19 protein-coding genes are annotated in these 17,317 nt (G+C 42.4%); 18 read left to right on the top strand and 1 reads right to left on the bottom strand.

Annotated elements, in window-relative coordinates; translation table 11 throughout:
• The first annotated feature begins 3 nt into the window (after nt 1-3).
• The 7 genes from rlmN to spoVM all read left to right on the top strand — a co-directional run bounded on the left by rlmN (nt 4) and on the right by spoVM (nt 6,229).
• On the top strand, nt 4-1,086 hold the full coding sequence (rlmN, locus tag GPS65_RS08980) for a dual-specificity RNA methyltransferase RlmN (protein ID WP_012009917.1): 1,083 nt from the start codon (nt 4-6) through the stop codon (nt 1,084-1,086).
• A 3-nt stretch (nt 1,087-1,089) separates the two neighbouring features.
• Nucleotides 1,090-1,860, top strand: coding sequence for a Stp1/IreP family PP2C-type Ser/Thr phosphatase (locus GPS65_RS08975; RefSeq protein WP_119124834.1), 771 nt, complete (start codon nt 1,090-1,092; stop codon nt 1,858-1,860).
• A complete protein-coding gene (gene pknB / locus GPS65_RS08970; RefSeq protein ID WP_119124835.1) occupies nt 1,854-3,809 on the top strand; it encodes a Stk1 family PASTA domain-containing Ser/Thr kinase in 1,956 nt (651 codons plus the stop codon). The genes GPS65_RS08975 and pknB overlap by 7 nt, the downstream gene beginning before the upstream one ends.
• Nucleotides 3,810-3,821: 12 nt before the next feature.
• Entirely contained in the window at nt 3,822-4,718 is an 897-nt protein-coding gene (gene rsgA / locus GPS65_RS08965; protein ID WP_012009920.1) for a ribosome small subunit-dependent GTPase A, read from the top strand.
• 3 nt (nt 4,719-4,721) lie between these two features.
• Nucleotides 4,722-5,372, top strand: a complete 651-nt coding sequence (gene rpe, locus GPS65_RS08960; RefSeq protein WP_012009921.1) for a ribulose-phosphate 3-epimerase — start codon at nt 4,722-4,724, stop codon at nt 5,370-5,372.
• A gap of 60 nt (nt 5,373-5,432) precedes the next feature.
• Nucleotides 5,433-6,077 (top strand): thiamine diphosphokinase, encoded by a 645-nt coding sequence (locus tag GPS65_RS08955; RefSeq protein WP_012009922.1) that lies wholly within the window; start codon nt 5,433-5,435, stop codon nt 6,075-6,077.
• 71 nt (nt 6,078-6,148) lie between these two features.
• Nucleotides 6,149-6,229, top strand: a complete 81-nt coding sequence (gene spoVM, locus GPS65_RS08950) for a stage V sporulation protein SpoVM (RefSeq protein ID WP_008354550.1) — start codon at nt 6,149-6,151, stop codon at nt 6,227-6,229.
• Nucleotides 6,230-6,298: 69 nt separating this feature from the next.
• On the opposite strand, the gene rpmB is transcribed toward spoVM, so the two are convergent.
• Nucleotides 6,299-6,487 carry a 50S ribosomal protein L28 gene (gene rpmB, locus GPS65_RS08945; RefSeq protein WP_003212514.1) on the bottom strand — a complete coding sequence of 63 codons (189 nt, stop codon included), beginning with the start codon at nt 6,485-6,487 and terminating at the stop codon, nt 6,299-6,301.
• A gap of 271 nt (nt 6,488-6,758) precedes the next feature.
• Here rpmB and GPS65_RS08940 point away from each other — a divergent pair, with 271 nt between their 5' ends.
• From GPS65_RS08940 to rnc, 11 genes are all read left to right on the top strand, one after another.
• Nucleotides 6,759-7,121 carry an Asp23/Gls24 family envelope stress response protein gene (locus tag GPS65_RS08940; RefSeq protein WP_003211680.1) on the top strand — a complete coding sequence of 121 codons (363 nt, stop codon included), beginning with the start codon at nt 6,759-6,761 and terminating at the stop codon, nt 7,119-7,121.
• Nucleotides 7,122-7,136: 15 nt separating this feature from the next.
• Nucleotides 7,137-8,816, top strand: a complete 1,680-nt coding sequence (locus GPS65_RS08935) for a DAK2 domain-containing protein (protein ID WP_012009923.1) — start codon at nt 7,137-7,139, stop codon at nt 8,814-8,816.
• Nucleotides 8,817-8,965: 149 nt separating this feature from the next.
• Nucleotides 8,966-9,628 carry an L-serine ammonia-lyase, iron-sulfur-dependent subunit beta gene (sdaAB, locus tag GPS65_RS08930; RefSeq protein WP_012009924.1) on the top strand — a complete coding sequence of 221 codons (663 nt, stop codon included), beginning with the start codon at nt 8,966-8,968 and terminating at the stop codon, nt 9,626-9,628.
• 20 nt (nt 9,629-9,648) lie between these two features.
• Nucleotides 9,649-10,551, top strand: a complete 903-nt coding sequence (gene sdaAA / locus GPS65_RS08925) for an L-serine ammonia-lyase, iron-sulfur-dependent, subunit alpha (RefSeq protein WP_012009925.1) — start codon at nt 9,649-9,651, stop codon at nt 10,549-10,551.
• Nucleotides 10,529-12,577, top strand: a complete 2,049-nt coding sequence (gene recG, locus GPS65_RS08920; RefSeq protein ID WP_119124836.1) for an ATP-dependent DNA helicase RecG — start codon at nt 10,529-10,531, stop codon at nt 12,575-12,577. Before sdaAA ends, recG begins: the two co-directional genes overlap by 23 nt.
• Nucleotides 12,578-12,689: 112 nt before the next feature.
• Nucleotides 12,690-13,256 carry a transcription factor FapR gene (fapR, locus tag GPS65_RS08915; protein ID WP_012009927.1) on the top strand — a complete coding sequence of 189 codons (567 nt, stop codon included), beginning with the start codon at nt 12,690-12,692 and terminating at the stop codon, nt 13,254-13,256.
• A gap of 15 nt (nt 13,257-13,271) precedes the next feature.
• Nucleotides 13,272-14,270, top strand: a complete 999-nt coding sequence (gene plsX, locus GPS65_RS08910) for a phosphate acyltransferase PlsX (RefSeq protein WP_119124837.1) — start codon at nt 13,272-13,274, stop codon at nt 14,268-14,270.
• Between the two features lie 15 nt (nt 14,271-14,285).
• Nucleotides 14,286-15,230: an ACP S-malonyltransferase gene (gene fabD, locus GPS65_RS08905; RefSeq protein WP_119124838.1), complete on the top strand. Its 945-nt coding sequence runs from the start codon at nt 14,286-14,288 to the stop codon at nt 15,228-15,230.
• On the top strand, nt 15,230-15,973 hold the full coding sequence (gene fabG / locus GPS65_RS08900; protein WP_058014008.1) for a 3-oxoacyl-[acyl-carrier-protein] reductase: 744 nt from the start codon (nt 15,230-15,232) through the stop codon (nt 15,971-15,973). Before fabD ends, fabG begins: the two co-directional genes overlap by 1 nt.
• An 81-nt stretch (nt 15,974-16,054) precedes the next feature.
• Entirely contained in the window at nt 16,055-16,288 is a 234-nt protein-coding gene (gene acpP / locus GPS65_RS08895) for an acyl carrier protein (RefSeq protein ID WP_012009931.1), read from the top strand.
• A 184-nt stretch (nt 16,289-16,472) separates the two neighbouring features.
• Nucleotides 16,473-17,216: a ribonuclease III gene (gene rnc, locus GPS65_RS08890; protein WP_012009932.1), complete on the top strand. Its 744-nt coding sequence runs from the start codon at nt 16,473-16,475 to the stop codon at nt 17,214-17,216.
• Nucleotides 17,217-17,317: the final 101 nt, after the last annotated feature.

Raw genomic sequence — 17,317 nt, 5'->3', positions numbered from 1 at the left:
AAAATGACAGAACAAAAAGTAAGAAAAGAACTGAAAACAGATATGCCATCGATTTATTCATTTGAGCTTCACGAAATGAAAGAATGGTTAAAAGAACAAGACGAAAAGCCTTTCCGCGCAGCTCAAATTTTTGAGTGGCTTTATGAGAAACGTGTGACATCCTTTGATGCAATGTCTAACCTCTCTAAAGAATTAAGAGAAAAATTAAAAGCTCAATTTGCGATCACAACTTTAAAAACCGTGATCAAACAAACGTCTCAAGACGGTACGATCAAGTTTTTATTTGAACTACACGATGGTTATACAATTGAAACAGTGCTTATGCGTCATGAATATGGAAACTCTGTCTGCGTGACAACACAGGTTGGTTGTAGAATCGGCTGTACATTCTGTGCATCTACACTTGGCGGTTTAAAACGAAACCTTGAAGCTGGAGAAATCGTTGCACAAGTACTAAAAGTGCAGCAGGCACTTGACGAAACAGATGAGAGAGTCAGCTCTGTTGTCATCATGGGTATTGGCGAACCGTTTGATAACTTTGAAGAAATGCTCGCCTTCCTTAAAATCATCAACCATGATAACGGCTTAAATATTGGTGCACGCCATATTACGGTTTCGACAAGTGGAATCATTCCAAAAATCTATCAATTCGCTGATGAGCAAATGCAAATCAACTTTGCTGTGTCATTGCACGCACCGAACACAGAGATCAGAAGCCGCTTAATGCCGATCAATAAGGCATATAAGCTGCCAAAATTAATGGAAGCCATCGAATACTACATTCAAAAGACGGGTAGACGTGTCAGCTTTGAATACGGCCTATTTGGCGGAGTAAATGATCAGGTTCACCATGCAGAAGAACTAGCAGACCTATTAAAAGGAATCAAGTGCCACGTGAACCTCATTCCGGTGAACTATGTACCAGAAAGAGATTATGTGAGAACACCTAGAGAGCAAATCTTCCTATTTGAAAAAACGTTGAAAGAACGCGGCGTAAACGTAACGATTAGACGAGAGCAAGGCCATGACATTGATGCTGCTTGCGGTCAGCTAAGAGCGAAGGAGCGTCAGGAAGAGACGAGGTGACGAATGTTGATAAGGGCAGCCTTTCTTACCGATACAGGAAAAGTCCGTCAGCATAATGAAGATGATGCAGGTATTTTTGAAGCAAAAGAAGATTCACTTCTCGCTGTTGTAGCAGACGGCATGGGAGGGCATCTTGCTGGTGATGTCGCCAGCAAGATGGCAGTCTCTTCTTTAAAAGAATACTGGGAAGAAACATCTTCAATTCCAGAAAAGCCAGCCGATCAAGAAAGCTGGTTAATCTCAAAAATCAGTGAAATTAATGACCAAGTTTATGAACATGCGCAAAACAATGAGGAGTGCCAAGGAATGGGGACGACCATTGTATGCGCACTCGTTCATTTGCAAACGGTCACAATTGCGCATATTGGAGACAGCCGCTGCTACTTGCTAAGAGAAGGAGCGCTGACCCAATTAACGGATGATCATTCACTCGTGAACGAGCTTGTGAAAACAGGTGAAATTTCAAAAGCGGATGCAGAATATCATCCAAGAAAAAATGTGCTCACGAAAGCATTAGGAACAGATAAACGTGTTCAAATTGATGCACGCACTTTTGAGGTGGACCCAGGAGATCAAATTCTGCTTTGCTCAGATGGTCTATCGAATAAAGTAGAAGAAGAGAATTTGATTCATATTTTAACGCAAACAACCGCACCAGAGGAAAAAGTAACAGAGTTAATACAAACAGCGAATGACAACGGCGGTGAAGATAACATTACAGCAGTACTGTTAGAAATCTCCTCCCAGCCAGAGGAGGGTGACAGCAAGTGTTGATCGGAAAAAGGATCAGCGGCCGTTATCAGATTCTTCGCGTCATAGGCGGAGGCGGAATGGCAAACGTCTATTTGGCGGAGGATATGATTTTAGATCGCGAAGTAGCGATTAAAATTTTGCGGTTTGACTTTGCAAGCGATGATGATTTTATTAGACGTTTCCGAAGGGAAGCGCAGTCAGCTGCAAGCTTAGATCATTCGAATATTGTCAGCATCTATGATGTTGGGGAAGAAGATGACATTTATTATATTGTCATGGAATATGTCGAGGGGATGACGCTGAAAGAATACATACACGCCAATGGCCCGCTTCATCCGAAAGAAGCCGTTCGTATCATGGAGCAAGTCGTTGCGGCAATGGAAGAAGCCCATGCGAAACAGCTCGTCCACCGTGACATTAAGCCTCACAATATATTAATAGACAATATGGGGAACATCAAAGTCACTGATTTTGGGATTGCCATGGCACTCAGCTCAGCAACCATTACCCATACAAATTCTGTCCTAGGCTCCGTCCACTATTTGTCTCCAGAACAAGCACGCGGAGGACTGGCAACAAAAAAGTCAGACATCTATTCGCTTGGGATTGTGCTCTATGAACTCATCTCAGGACGCATGCCATTTGAAGGGGAATCGGCTGTCAGTGTTGCACTGAAGCATTTACAATCAGAGCCGCCATCTGTAAGAAGGTGGAATCCTTCTGTTCCACAAAGTGTGGAAAACATCATTTTAAAAGCGATGGCCAAAGATCCATTTTATCGATATGAAGATGCGTCTGAAATGCAAAAGGACTTAAAAACCGCTTTCGATCCAGCCAGATTAAGAGAAAAACGCTTTGTTATTGAAGAAGACCATGAAGCAACGAAAGCGATCCCAATCATTCAAGATCATCAAATCGATCAAGAAAATGAAAAAACAGCCGTCCACCCGGCTCAAAAACCGAAGAAAAAAGAGAAACAAAAACCGAAAAAGAAACGAAAAAAATGGCCATGGATTGTGGCATCCATCTTATTTATGTTGATTGCTGCGACAATTTTAGCCATCACTGTGTTTCCAGGGATGCTTTTTCCAAAAGATGTGGAAGTCACAGACGTATCTGGCATGACGGTTGAAAAAGCAGAAGATGCCTTAAAGAAAGCTGGGTTTACCGTCGCTTCGGAGTCAATAGAGATCGCTGATGAGAAAATTGAAAAAGGTCTCGTCGTCAAAACAGACCCGAAAATCGGTACAAAGGTCAAAGAAGGAACAGAGATTCAGCTTTACGAAAGTACTGGCAAGGAAAAGACCGAATTACCTGATGTGACAGGTGAAAAGGTCGATAAAGCAAAAGAAATATTAGAGAAAAAAGGGTTTAAACAGGTCGTTGTGGAGGAAGTGAATGATAATGACACCGAATCTGGAATTGTCATGGAACAGAGTCCTTCAGCGAATACGGAACTTGTAGCAGCAGATGAAGAGGTCACGTTGACTGTCAGCATAGGTCCTGCCGATATTACATTACGTGATTTAACGACGTATAGTAAGCAAGCGGCATCGAATTATTTAGAGGATAACGGCTTAAAGCTTGATGAAAAAGAAGCGTATTCTGATGATGTGCCAAAAGGCGAGGTCATGAAGCAGGAACCAGGAGCAGGAACGGCTGTTAAACCAGGTGACACGGTCAAGATTACATTCTCTCTTGGACCGAAGGAAAAACCAGCCAAAACGGTGACTGAAAAGATTTCGATCCCTTATGAACCAGAAGCGGAAGGGCAGGAGATGAATGTCCAAATTTCCATTGATGATGCCGAGCATAGCATCTCTGATTCGTACGAAAGCTTTAAAATCACTGCGCCGACTGAACGGACCATTAAATTTAAGATTGAACCAGGTCAAAAAGGATATTATCAAGTGACGGTTGATGATAAAGTCGTCAGCTCGAAAACGATCGAATACCCTGATGATGAATAAAGGAGGGACTTTATGCCTGAGGGCAAAATTATTAAAGCATTAAGCGGATTCTACTATGTGCTAGACGAGTCACAAGAAAGTGGAAAAGTGGTTCAGTGCAGAGCGAGAGGCATCTTTCGAAAAAACAAAATCACACCTCTTGTTGGCGATTACGTCGTGTATCAAGCAGACAACGATAAAGAAGGCTACTTATTAGAAGTAAAAGAACGGACAAACGAACTTGTTCGTCCACCTATCAGTAACGTTGATCAAGCGGTACTTGTTTTCTCAGCGGCAGAACCAACCTTTAGCACATCGCTCTTAGACAGATTTTTAGTGCTTGTTGAAGCCAATCATATTGAGCCAATTATCTGCATTACTAAAATGGACTTATTGAAAACAGACGAAGAGCGTGAAACGATCATGGCATATGCAGACGACTATCGGCAAATTGGCTATGAGGTACATTTAACTTCTACGATTGAAGGAGACGGCATTGAGAAGCTGACTCCACACTTTCACAATAAAATCACGGTATTTGCCGGTCAGTCTGGTGTAGGCAAGTCGTCCCTTTTAAATGCGATGAGTCCTGAATTGGCGCTGAAAACAGATGATATCTCATCCCATCTCGGACGAGGAAAGCATACGACAAGACATGTCGAGCTCATTCGAACAGCAAACGGGCTCATTGCAGATACTCCGGGCTTTAGCTCGCTCGAATTTACTGGCATCGAAGCAGAAGATCTAGGTCTATACTTTTTAGATATTAGAGACCGAAGTGGAGACTGTAAATTTCGAGGCTGTCTGCACGTGAAAGAGCCTGGCTGTGCGATAAAAGATGCGGTTGAGCATGATCAAATCAAAGAGTATCGCTATCAGCATTATCTAGAGTTTTTAACTGAAATCAAAGACAGAAAGCCGAGGTACTAAATCATGGTTTATATAGCCCCTTCCATTTTATCAGCAGATTTTGCCAATTTGGAGAAAGATATCCGTGATGTGGAACAAGGCGGTGCAGATTACATTCATATCGATGTCATGGATGGTCATTTTGTTCCGAATATGACATTCGGGCCAAATGTCGTCGAAGCGATCAGACCGCATACGCGTCTTCCGCTTGATGTTCACCTCATGATTGAGCAGCCAGATCGGTATATTCCTGCATTCGCAAAAGCTGGCGCTGATATTATTTCTGTTCATGTGGAAGCTTGTCCGCACTTACATCGAACAATACAACATATAAAAGAACAAGGTGTAAAAGCAGGGGTCGTCTTGAATCCCCACACACCTGTGTCTCACATTGAGCATGTATTAGAAGATGTGGACCTAGTGTTATTCATGACTGTGAACCCTGGTTTTGGTGGACAGGCATTTATTCCATCTGTCCTCAAGAAGGTAAAAGAAGTAAAAGCACTGAGTGAACAAAAGGGCTTAACCGATTTACTGATAGAAATAGACGGCGGTGTCAATGTAGAGACTGCAAAGAGCTGCAAGGAAGCTGGCGCTAATTTACTCGTCGCGGGCTCTGCGGTATACGGTGAAGACAACCGCGCAGTAGCGATCCAAGCAATTCGAGAAGCATAAAGGAAGGAACCAAAGTCATTGTGATCTTTGGTTCTTTTTACATGAAGAGGAGCGTATATCATGCACATACATATCGTTGCCGGCGGTCCTTTTGAATACATCCCGCCACTTGAACGTGAAGCATCACAAGAGGATGTTCTCTGGATTGGCGTAGACCGTGGAACTCTCTTCTTACTAGAACACGGGATTACCCCTGCCAAAGCCTTTGGTGATTTTGACAGTGTGACAGAAGAAGAGCTTCGGGAGCTAAAAGAAAAATTGCCTGCCCTGAATGTCTTTCAAGCTGAAAAGGATGAAACCGATTTAGAGCTTGCGCTGAACTGGGCACTGAGTCAGCACCCAGCACATATTGACATTTACGGTATTACAGGAGGAAGGGCGGATCATTTTCTAGGAAATATCCATCTTCTATATAAAGGGATTCAGCACAAGCAGAATATCACCCTTGTAGACAAACAAAATATCATTCAAATGTTTGAACCTGGTACATACGAAATAAAAGAAGATCAAGATAAAAAGTATGTATCGTTTCTACCCTTTGGGACACCTGTTGAAAAGCTGACATTAAAAGGTTTCAAATATCCTCTGAAAAATTGTCATATTGAGCCTGGTTCCACACTATGTATTAGTAACGAACTCATCCACTCAAATGGTACTTTTTCTTTTCATGAAGGCATATTAATAATGGTAAGAAGCAAAGATTGACCAACCTATCAACGTGGATGGCTGATTAAGCTCAATTGTGCTGCAAGCGGTACTTTTAGGAGGGGGACAAAATGAAATTTTATACAATCAAACTGCCTAGATTTCTTGGCGGCATTGTCCGTGCGATGCTTGGTTCATTTAAGAAAGATTAATGAGTAATCTCCTTTATTTCCACATAAAAACGCCTGCTACAAGTTATTGTAGCAGGCGTTTACTCTTGCTTATACACGCTCAACTTTACCAGATTTCAAAGCTCGAGCTGATACATATACTCTTTTAGGCTTACCGTCCACTAGAATACGAACTTTTTGAAGGTTCGCGCCCCATGTACGTTTTGTAGAGTTCATTGCGTGAGAACGATTGTTCCCAGCTTTTGTTTTTCTGCCTGTAATAACGCATTTACGTGCCATTTGTTTCCCTCCTAACTGCGAAAACATCATCATATTCTTCATATACGTACTTAGAGATGCCTCAAGATACTTTAATAATTTACCACAGCTTCAAGGGGTTTGCAAGGATTGTTTACTCCTCTTTCAAGAAAAATACCTTGACATCTTGATAAAAAATCAAGGCTATAGTATAAGTAGGATTGGGTCGGATTGAATGATTTCTTTTAAAAAGAAGGGTCTTATAGTAAAATAGTGATAACTCAGGGCAATTTCTCAAAAAGGGGGAACCAATGTGTCCATTGAACTTAGAACGAAATACGGACAAATTGATATATCAAATGAAGTCATTGCAATGGTGGCAGGAGGCGCTGCGATCGATTGCTATGGTATTGTTGGGATGGCGTCCAAAAATCAAATCAAGGACGGCTTGACGGATATTCTCCGCAAAGAGAACTTCAGCCGGGGTGTTCTTGTGCGTCAAAAAGAAGACCGCATTCATATTGATATGTACATCATCGTCAGCTACGGTACAAAAATATCAGAAGTCGCACATAATGTTCAAACGAAAGTCAAATATACAATTTCTCACACAGTTGGGCTTTCTGTTGATTCGGTCAACATTTATGTACAAGGAGTAAGAGTTACGAACCCGTAGTAAGGAGGAAATATATTGTCTATTAGAAATCTTGATGGCCGCTCATTTGCAAAAATGATTCTTGCAGGTGCTCACCATCTTTCTCAAAACGCACAAATTGTGGATGCGTTAAATGTTTTTCCAGTGCCAGACGGAGACACGGGGACAAATATGAATTTGTCAATGACTTCAGGGGCAAAAGCAGTTGAAGAAACAAATACCGATCATATTGGGAAGGTCGGCGTGGCCTTGTCAAAAGGGCTATTAATGGGCGCAAGAGGGAACTCAGGCGTTATCCTATCACAGCTCTTTAGAGGTTTCAGTAAACAAATCGAACAAAAAGAAATGATTGATGCAAAAGAATTTGCCCTTGCCTTACAGGCAGGTGTCGATACAGCATATAAAGCCGTGATGAAGCCGATTGAAGGAACCATCTTAACGGTCGCAAAGGATGCAGCAAAGAAAGCGGTTGCTGTTTCAGCAACCGAAAATGACATTGACCGCGTTCTTGAGTTAACGATTGAGGAAGCGAGAGCATCACTTGATCGAACGCCAGATCTGCTTCCTGTTTTAAAAGAAGTAGGCGTTGTCGATAGTGGAGGTAAAGGACTTCTCTGCGTATATGAAGGTTTCCTTGCTTCATTAAGAGGAGAGGAACTTCCTTCGAAGATGGCCTCTTTGCCAACGTTAAAAGAGCTTGTCAGTGCAGAGCATCATAAAAGTGCACAAAGCCATATGAACACTGAAGATATCGAATTTGGTTATTGTACTGAATTTATGGTGAAATTTGAAGAAGACAAACAGTCCTTTGATGAGAATGCTTTCAGAGAAGACTTAAGCGAATTCGGAGATTCACTTCTTGTGGTATCAGATGAAACGCTGGCAAAAGTTCATATTCATGCAGAGCAGCCTGGGGATGTCTTATCCTATGCACAGCGCTACGGCAGCCTAATCAATATGAAAATTGAAAACATGAGAGAGCAGCATAGTTCAATTGTGAACGAAGAAAAAGAACATGCACCTGCTGCTACACCAAAGGCATCTGCTGCTGCTGAAAAACAGCGCTTTGGCGTCGTCAGTGTCGCAATGGGAGAAGGAATTGCTGACTTGTTTAAAAGTATCGGAGCTTCCGTTGTCATTGAAGGCGGACAGACAATGAACCCGAGCACAGAAGACATTGTCACAGCAATTGAAAGCGTACATGCCGAAACGGTCTTTATCTTACCTAATAATTCTAATATTGTCATGGCAGCGAAACAGGCGGCAACTGTCTCAAATCGTGAGGTTGTGGTCATTCCAACGAAGACCGTTCCTCAAGGAATGTCGGCACTTCTTTCTCTCAATGAAGCAGCTTCAAACGAAGACAACGAAGCGGCGATGCTAGATGCCATTGACAACGTGAAAAGCGGCCAAATCACCTTTGCAGTGAGAGATACCCAAATCGATGGAATCGATATTGCTAAAGGAGATTATATGGGTCTCTATAACGGAAAAATCACCTTAACTGCGAAAAATCAATTAGATGCAGCTAAGGAACTTTTGACCAAAATGGTGACAGAAGATGATGAGATCGTTACGATCATTAAAGGGGAAGATGCATCGTCTGAAGAGATGGACGAGTTAGAAGCCTTTATTGAAGAAACATTTGAAGATATAGAAGTTGAAGTCCACGATGGAAAACAGCCGCTTTATTCATATATTTTGGCTGTGGAATAACGAAAGAAGGGCAAATAAAGCCCTTCTTCTTCTTTTGCAATTTTTTACTACCGATTCAACGGTGAAATGAGTTGCGGGAAACGATTGAATCCATTAGTCTAAAGAAAGAACCAAACCAATATGTGAGTGGTTATGAGAGGGGAAGACCTATGAAATTTAGAAGTGTGTTTGATATTATTGGACCCGTCATGATTGGTCCATCAAGTTCGCACACAGCGGGTGCAGCTCGAATAGGAAGAGTGGCTCGCAGTTTATTCGGAAGAGAGCCGAAACGAATTGTCGTTTCATTTTATGGCTCTTTTAAAGATACGTATAAAGGACACGGTACAGATGTCGCCATTATCGGCGGCGTTCTTGACTTTGATACATTTGATGAACGCATCAAAACAGCGATCGATATTGCAAAAAGCAAAGGGATCGACATTGAATTTAAAGAAGAAGATGCAGTGCCAGCGCACCCGAATACAGCAAAAGTAGAGATATCAGATGCAAATGGAACCCTTGAATTAATCGGGATTTCCATCGGCGGTGGTAAAATTGAAATTACTGAATTGAATGGCTTTGAGCTCAGACTTTCAGGAAATCATCCTGCCATTCTTGTGGTTCATAACGATCGCTATGGCACGATTGCAGCAGTCGCTAACGTGTTAGCGAAATTTGCCATCAACATCGGTCATATGGAAGTGGCGCGTAAAGATGTCGGGCAAGAGGCTCTGATGACCATTGAAGTGGATCAAAATATTGACCCAGCTGTCTTATTGGAGCTTGAAACACTGCCAAACATTATTCAAGTCACACAAATTGCAGAGTAACAACAAGGAGGTTATGAATGATGTTTAAAAACGTCAAAGAACTCGTACAGCTAACAGAAGAACGGAATACCTCCATTTCAGAAATCATGATTACGCAAGAAATGGAAGTGACAGGGAAGTCACGTGAAGATATATTCTCCCAAATGTACCGCAACCTAGAAGTGATGGAACAGGCCGTAGAAAACGGGCTAAAAGGTGTGAAATCATTATCGGGTTTAACGGGCGGAGATGCGGTCAAACTTCAAGCGTATATTGCATCAGGCAAAACACTGTCTGGTCATACGATATTAGATGCTGTCAGTAAGGCAGTGGCAACAAATGAAGTCAATGCCGCAATGGGGACGATCTGTGCAACGCCTACAGCAGGTTCAGCAGGTGTCGTGCCAGGGACATTATTTGCAGTAAAACAAACATTAAAGCCAACAAAGGAACAAATGGTCAGATTCCTATTCACTTCTGGCGCATTTGGTTTTGTTGTGGCCAATAATGCGAGCATCTCTGGTGCAGCAGGCGGCTGTCAGGCTGAGGTAGGTTCAGCCTCAGGGATGGCGGCAGCAGCCATTGTTGAAATGGCAGGCGGTACGCCTCAGCAATCTGCTGAAGCAATGGCGATTACACTGAAAAATATGCTTGGACTTGTTTGTGACCCAGTCGCTGGACTTGTCGAGGTACCGTGCGTAAAACGAAACGCAATGGGTGCATCAAATGCAATGATTGCAGCAGATATGGCACTTGCCGGCATCACCAGTCGTATTCCGTGTGATGAAGTCATTGATGCGATGTATAAAATCGGTCAAACCATGCCAACGGCACTTCGTGAAACAGCACAAGGCGGACTTGCTGCGACACCGACAGCAAGAGAGCTTGAAAAGAAGATTTTCGGAGGTGTGACCTCATCTCGTGATACAGAAACTGCAAGATAACGTCTCAGTCCTCAAGGGGATTGGAGAAGAAACCGAAAAAACACTCAATGAACTTGGGATCCACACAGTAGCCGATTTACTTGGCTACTTTCCTTATCGATATGACGACTATGAGCTTCGTAACTTAGAAGAAGTAAAGCATGACGAACGTGTCACAGTTGAAGGAAAAGTGCACAGTGAGCCCGTCCTCACCTATTATGGAAAAAAACGAAGCAGGCTGACATTCAGGCTGCTTGTCGGGCGTTTCCTCATCACAGCAATTTGTTTCAATCGCCCTTATTTAAAAAGAAGCCTTGTGTTAGGTGATACGGTATCCGTCACTGGGAAATGGGATAAAAACCGTCAATCGATCATGGTGCAGGAATTTAAAAAAGGGACGCACGAGCAAGATGGCAGTATAGAGCCTGTTTATTCAGTCAAAGAAAATGTAACCGTGAAGATGATGAGGCGTTTTGTCAAACAAGCCTTGTCACTTTATGTAGATAAAGCTGAAGATCCACTGCCAAAGCAGCTTGTCTCTACCTATAAACTCATGTCCTATCAAGAAGCATTAAAAACCATTCACCTGCCAGAAACAAGAGACTCACTCAAGCAAGCGAGACGACGCTTTGTGTACGAGGAATTTCTTATTTTCCAGCTGAAGATGCAGGCCATCAGAAAGAAAGAACGAGAAAAAACATCGGGCATCCAGCATCCGTTTTCCAAAGAGGCTGTTTTTGAGTTTGTTCACAGCCTGCCATTTCCGCTGACAAAGGCACAATCAAGAGTGCTTGATGAAATTATGTCTGATATGGCGTCCCCATACCGGATGAACCGACTGCTTCAAGGGGATGTAGGCTCAGGGAAAACAGCTGTTGCAGCAATTGCACTATATGCCGCTCATTTATCTGGCTATCAAGGTGCATTAATGGTTCCAACAGAGATTTTGGCAGAACAGCATGCTGATTCCCTTTATCAGTTGTTTGAAAAATGGGGACTCAATATCGCTCTACTAACAAGCTCTGTAAAGGGAAAGCGCCGCAGAGAATTGCTGGAGCGTCTAAAAGAGGGCGAGATTGATATTTTAGTCGGAACGCATGCGCTCATTCAAGACGAAGTCGAATTTCAGCAGCTTGGTCTCGTAATTACAGATGAGCAGCACCGGTTTGGCGTAGAACAACGGAAAAAACTAAGAAGTAAAGGACAGGACCCAGATGTCTTGTTCATGACGGCCACACCTATTCCGCGCACACTTGCGATCACTGTTTTTGGAGAAATGGACGTATCCGTCATTGATGAATTACCAGCCGGCAGAAAACAGATCGAAACGTATTGGGTCAAGCATGACATGCTTGAGAGGATTCTTGCATTTGTAGATAAAGAGCTGAAAAAAGGAAGACAGGCATACATTATTTGTCCGCTCATAGAAGAATCAGACAAACTCGATGTGCAAAATGCGATTGATGTCCACAGCATGCTGACAGAGGCATACCGCGGTAAGTGGTCGATCGGCTTAATGCACGGGAAACTCGCGAGTGATGAAAAAGATCAGGTGATGAGAGACTTTACAGCAAATGAAGTGCAAATTCTTGTTTCAACAACAGTCGTTGAAGTGGGTGTCAACGTACCCAATGCGACCATCATGGTCATTTACGATGCAGACCGCTTCGGGCTGTCTCAGCTTCATCAGCTCAGAGGCCGAGTTGGACGAGGAGAGCATCAATCATTTTGTATTTTAATGGCGGATCCAAAATCAGAAACCGGAAAAGAGCGGATGAGGATTATGTCTGAAACGACCGACGGCTTTGAGTTGTCTGAAAAGGACTTAGAGCTAAGAGGACCCGGCGATTTCTTCGGTAAAAAACAAAGCGGAATGCCTGAATTTAAAGTAGCCGATATGGTTCATGACTACAGAGCACTGGAAACTGCTAGAAAAGATGCGGCAGAACTTGTGCAGTCAGATGCATTTTGGACAGATCCGGAATATAAAGAACTTCGGCAAACGCTGGTAGACAGCGGGGTGCTGGGCGGAGATAAATTAAGCTGATCAGGCGCTGGAGGAATTTTCTTGTCTTTTTGAAACAAGGATTGATTTATCATCTATGAGATTATATACTACTATTAGTACCTAGTCATAAATGTACGGATGGTGTCTGCATATGAAACTAAATAAAAAAGAACGTCAAAAACTTCTCCAGCAAACGATCAGCTCGACTCCGTTCATTACTGATGAAGAATTGGCAACTAAATTCGGTGTAAGCATTCAAACGGTTCGTCTTGATCGTTTGGAATTGTCAATCCCTGAATTACGCGAAAGAATTAAGCATGTGGCCGAAAAGACATTAGAGGATGAAGTGAAATCACTTCCACTGGATGAAGTGATTGGAGAAATGATTGATGTAGAGCTTGATGACCAAGCTATTTCCATTTTAGAAGTGAGAAAAGAGCATGTATTTAGCCGAAACCAAATTGCCAGGGGACATCATCTCTTCGCCCAGGCAAATTCGCTTGCAGTAGCGGTCATTGACGATGAACTGGCTTTAACAGCAAAAGCAAATATTAAATTTACAAGGCAGGTTAAACAAGGCGAACGAGTCGTCTCAAAAGCCAAAGTAGCCTCGCATGATAAAGAAAAAGGCAGAACTGTAGTTGAAGTGAACAGCTATGTCGGTGAAGAAGTTGTCTTCTCAGGAGACTTTGTCATGTATCGCTCAAAACAAAAGTAAAAGGTGGCACGTAATATGAGAATTGCAGTCGATGCAATGGGGGGAGACCATGCCCCTAAAGCCATTATTGACGGTGTGCAAAAAAGCTTAACGGCATTTTCAGATATCGAGATTACACTTGTCGGCGATGAAAATAAAATCAAACCATACATAACAAACAACGAGCGCATCACGATTTTAGATGCAAAAGAAGTCATTGAACCGACAGATGAACCAGTGCGTGCAGTTAGGCGTAAAAAGGATTCATCTATGGTGAAAATGGCGCAAGAAGTATCCGAAGGACGAGCAGATGCCTGTATTTCAGCAGGAAACACTGGCGCACTTATGACAGCAGGACTGTTTATCGTAGGAAGAATTGATGGCATCGATAGACCAGCACTTGCTCCGACACTGCCAACACTTGATGGCAGCGGGTTTTTATTACTAGATGTCGGCGCTAACGTTGATGCCAAACCAGAACACCTTGTACAATATGCGATGATGGGTTCAATTTACGCAGAGCGTGTTTTTCCAAAGAGAAATCCGCGTGTAGGATTGTTAAATGTAGGAACAGAAGATAAAAAAGGCAACGATCTCACGAAAAAAACCTTTGAATTGTTAAAAGCATCAGACTTGAATTTCGTAGGAAATGTGGAGTCTCGTGACTTATTAGAAGGTGTAGCTGACGTCGTTGTCACAGATGGTTTCACAGGAAATATTGCTCTGAAAACGATTGAAGGCACAGCTCTTTCTGTATTTAAAATGCTGAAAGAAACCTTAACATCCAGCTTCACAGCAAAAATAGCGGCTGGTATGATGAAGCCGAAATTGATGCAGATGAAATCCAAAATGGATTACTCCGAATATGGTGGTGCCGCTTTATTTGGTTTAAAAGCACCTGTCATTAAAGCGCACGGTTCCTCTGATGAAAACGCCATTTTTCATGCCATTCGTCAGGCACGTGATATCGTAGAAAAAGACGTTTCAGCCATCATTCATCAAGAAGTCCAAAAAGAAACCACGAACGAGTCTTAATGGAGGTATAGCAGCATGACTAAAATTGCATTTTTATTCCCTGGCCAAGGATCTCAAAAAATTGGCATGGGGAAAGATTTATTTGACCAAGAAGCAGTATCTAAAGCTGTATTTGAAGAAGCAGACAAGACCCTCGGTTTTGACTTATCTTCAATGATTTTTGAAGGAGATGCAGAAGAACTGACGCTCACTTATAACGCGCAGCCAGCTCTTTTAACAACAAGTATCGCCATCTTAAAGAAATTTGAAGAGAGCGGAATCAAAGCAGATTACGCAGCAGGACATAGCCTTGGGGAATATACGGCCCTTGTTGCTGCAGGCGCACTATCTTTTCAAGATGCTGTTTATGCAGTGAGAAAGCGCGGCGAATTAATGAACGAAGCTGTTCCAGCAGGAGAGGGCGCTATGGCAGCGATCCTTGGCTTAGATCAAACAGCGCTTTTAGAAGTGACAAAAGAAGTGACAGAGAGTGGCCATCTTGTAGAACTCGCTAACTTAAACTGTCCTGGTCAAATTGTAATCTCTGGTACAGCAAAAGGTGTCGAACTCGCTTCAGAAAAAGCGAAAGAAAAGGGCGCAAAACGTGCGATTGCCCTTGAAGTGAGTGGACCTTTCCATTCTGCCTTAATGAAACCAGCCGCTGAAAAATTCACAGATGTTTTGTCAAAGCTAGATATTTCAGATGCCAAAACACCAGTGATCTCAAATGTCACAGCAGACATCGTCACATCTCGTGATGCTATTGAAACAAAGCTCATTGAACAATTGTATTCTCCTGTTCGATTTGAAGAAAGCGTAGAACGTCTGATTGATTTAGGCGTGACAACGTTTATTGAAATCGGTCCGGGCAAAGTGCTTTCAGGTCTTGTGAAAAAGGTCAATCGCCGCCTGACAACCATTTCAGTTTCAGATCAGGAAACAATTGAAGCAGCCATTGAAACATTGAAGGGGGATTCTTGATGCTTACAAATAAAACAGCCGTTGTAACAGGTGCATCACGCGGGATTGGCCGTTCTATTGCGATCGATTTAGCAAAGAATGGTGCAAATGTTGTCGTCAACTATTCTGGAAACGAAGCAAAAGCAAATGAAGTCGTAGATGAAATCAAAGCTCTTGGCCAGCAGGCTTTTGCCGTTAAAGCTGATGTTTCAAATGCTGAAGAAGTACAAGCGCTCATGAAACAAGCGATTGATACATTTGGCTCAATTGACATCCTTGTCAATAATGCAGGGATTACAAAAGACAACCTGCTTATGAGAATGAAAGAAAATGAATGGGATGACGTCATTAACATAAACTTAAAAGGTGTCTTTAACTGTACAAAAGCCGTGACTCGTCAAATGATGAAACAGCGCAGTGGAAGAATCATCAACTTGGCTTCAGTGGTTGGCGTATGTGGAAACCCTGGACAAGCAAACTATGTTGCAGCAAAAGCTGGTGTCATCGGATTAACAAAAACAACAGCAAAAGAGCTGGCAACCCGTCATATTACAGTCAATGCAGTAGCACCAGGCTTTATTTCAACAGATATGACAGACAAGCTTGATGAGAATGTACAGACTGAAATGCTTAAGCAGATCCCGCTTGCACGCTTTGGTGCACCTGAAGATATTAGCAATGTTGTTGTGTTTTTAGCTTCAGAAGGAGCAGGTTATATTACAGGCCAAACCATCCAAGTAGATGGCGGAATGGTCATGTCCTAAGAAATATCAAAATTTCATTAGGTTTTCTCTAGTTTTTTAAAAACGAATCAACTATAATACTTTGAGGGGAGGTGAAAGGCAATGGCAGACGTATTAGAGCGTGTAACAAAAATTATTGTAGACCGCCTTGGCGTTGATGAGGCTGACGTGAAAATGGAAGCTTCATTTAAAGAAGATTTAGGCGCTGATTCCCTTGATGTAGTTGAGCTAGTTATGGAACTTGAAGATGAGTTCGATATGGAAATTTCTGACGAAGATGCTGAAAAAATTGCAACAGTCGGTGACGCTGTGAACTACATAAATAGCCAGCAATAAGCGTAACAAAGTCCCGTCTATTTTCATGACGGGACTTTCAAAATTTATGTTAGTTTCAACATATTCAGCTGATCAATTGTCAGCCTTTTTCAGATGCTAAGGAGCATTGTTTCCTTGCATGTAGAAAGAGAGACTCCATATAATCAGTATCCTTAAAGGCGATTAAGCCTACCTGGAGGTTGCTATGCCAAAACAATATAAAGACAAACAGAAACAGAGCAAAAAACTAGAGCAATTTAGAGAATTCCAGCAGCGTATTTCTGTACACTTTCAAAATGAAAAACTTCTATATCAAGCATTTACGCATTCCTCTTATGTGAATGAACACCGGAAAAAACCATACGAGGATAATGAAAGACTTGAATTTTTAGGAGATGCTGTTTTAGAATTGACCATCTCTCAATTCTTATTTGCGAAATACCCTGCGATGAGCGAGGGAGATTTAACAAAACTAAGAGCAGCGATCGTATGTGAACCATCACTTGTGTCTCTGGCACATGAGCTGTCCTTCGGAGACCTTGTTCTTTTAGGAAAAGGCGAAGAAATGACCGGCGGTAGAAAACGTCCAGCACTTTTAGCAGACGTATTCGAGGCGTTTATCGGAGCACTTTATTTAGATCAAGGGCTGGAGCCAGTAGAACGATTCCTAGAAGCCTATGTTTATCCGAAAATTAATGATGGAGCGTTCTCGCATGTCATGGACTTTAAAAGCCAGCTGCAAGAATTCGTTCAGCGCGATGGAAAAGGTGTACTCGAATACCGCATTTTGCATGAAAAAGGACCAGCACACAACCGTGAATTTGAAGCAAATGTCTCCCTTCGCGGGGAAGTGCTTGGAATTGGAAATGGTCGCAGTAAAAAAGAAGCAGAACAGCATGCTGCACAGGAAGCACTTGCTAAATTGCAGAAACATCATATGAACCAATAAAATCCCCCTCGTGATTCAGGGGGATTTCACTCTGTTTTCCATCATCTTTTTTCACTTCATATGGTAAGATGATAGTACTTTAAATACATAAGGAGGATCAC

The sequence above is a fragment of the Bacillus pumilus genome (genome assembly GCF_009937765.1).
Lineage (GTDB): Bacteria > Bacillota > Bacilli > Bacillales > Bacillaceae > Bacillus > Bacillus pumilus_O.
This window is presented reverse-complemented; position numbering and strand designations above follow the sequence as displayed.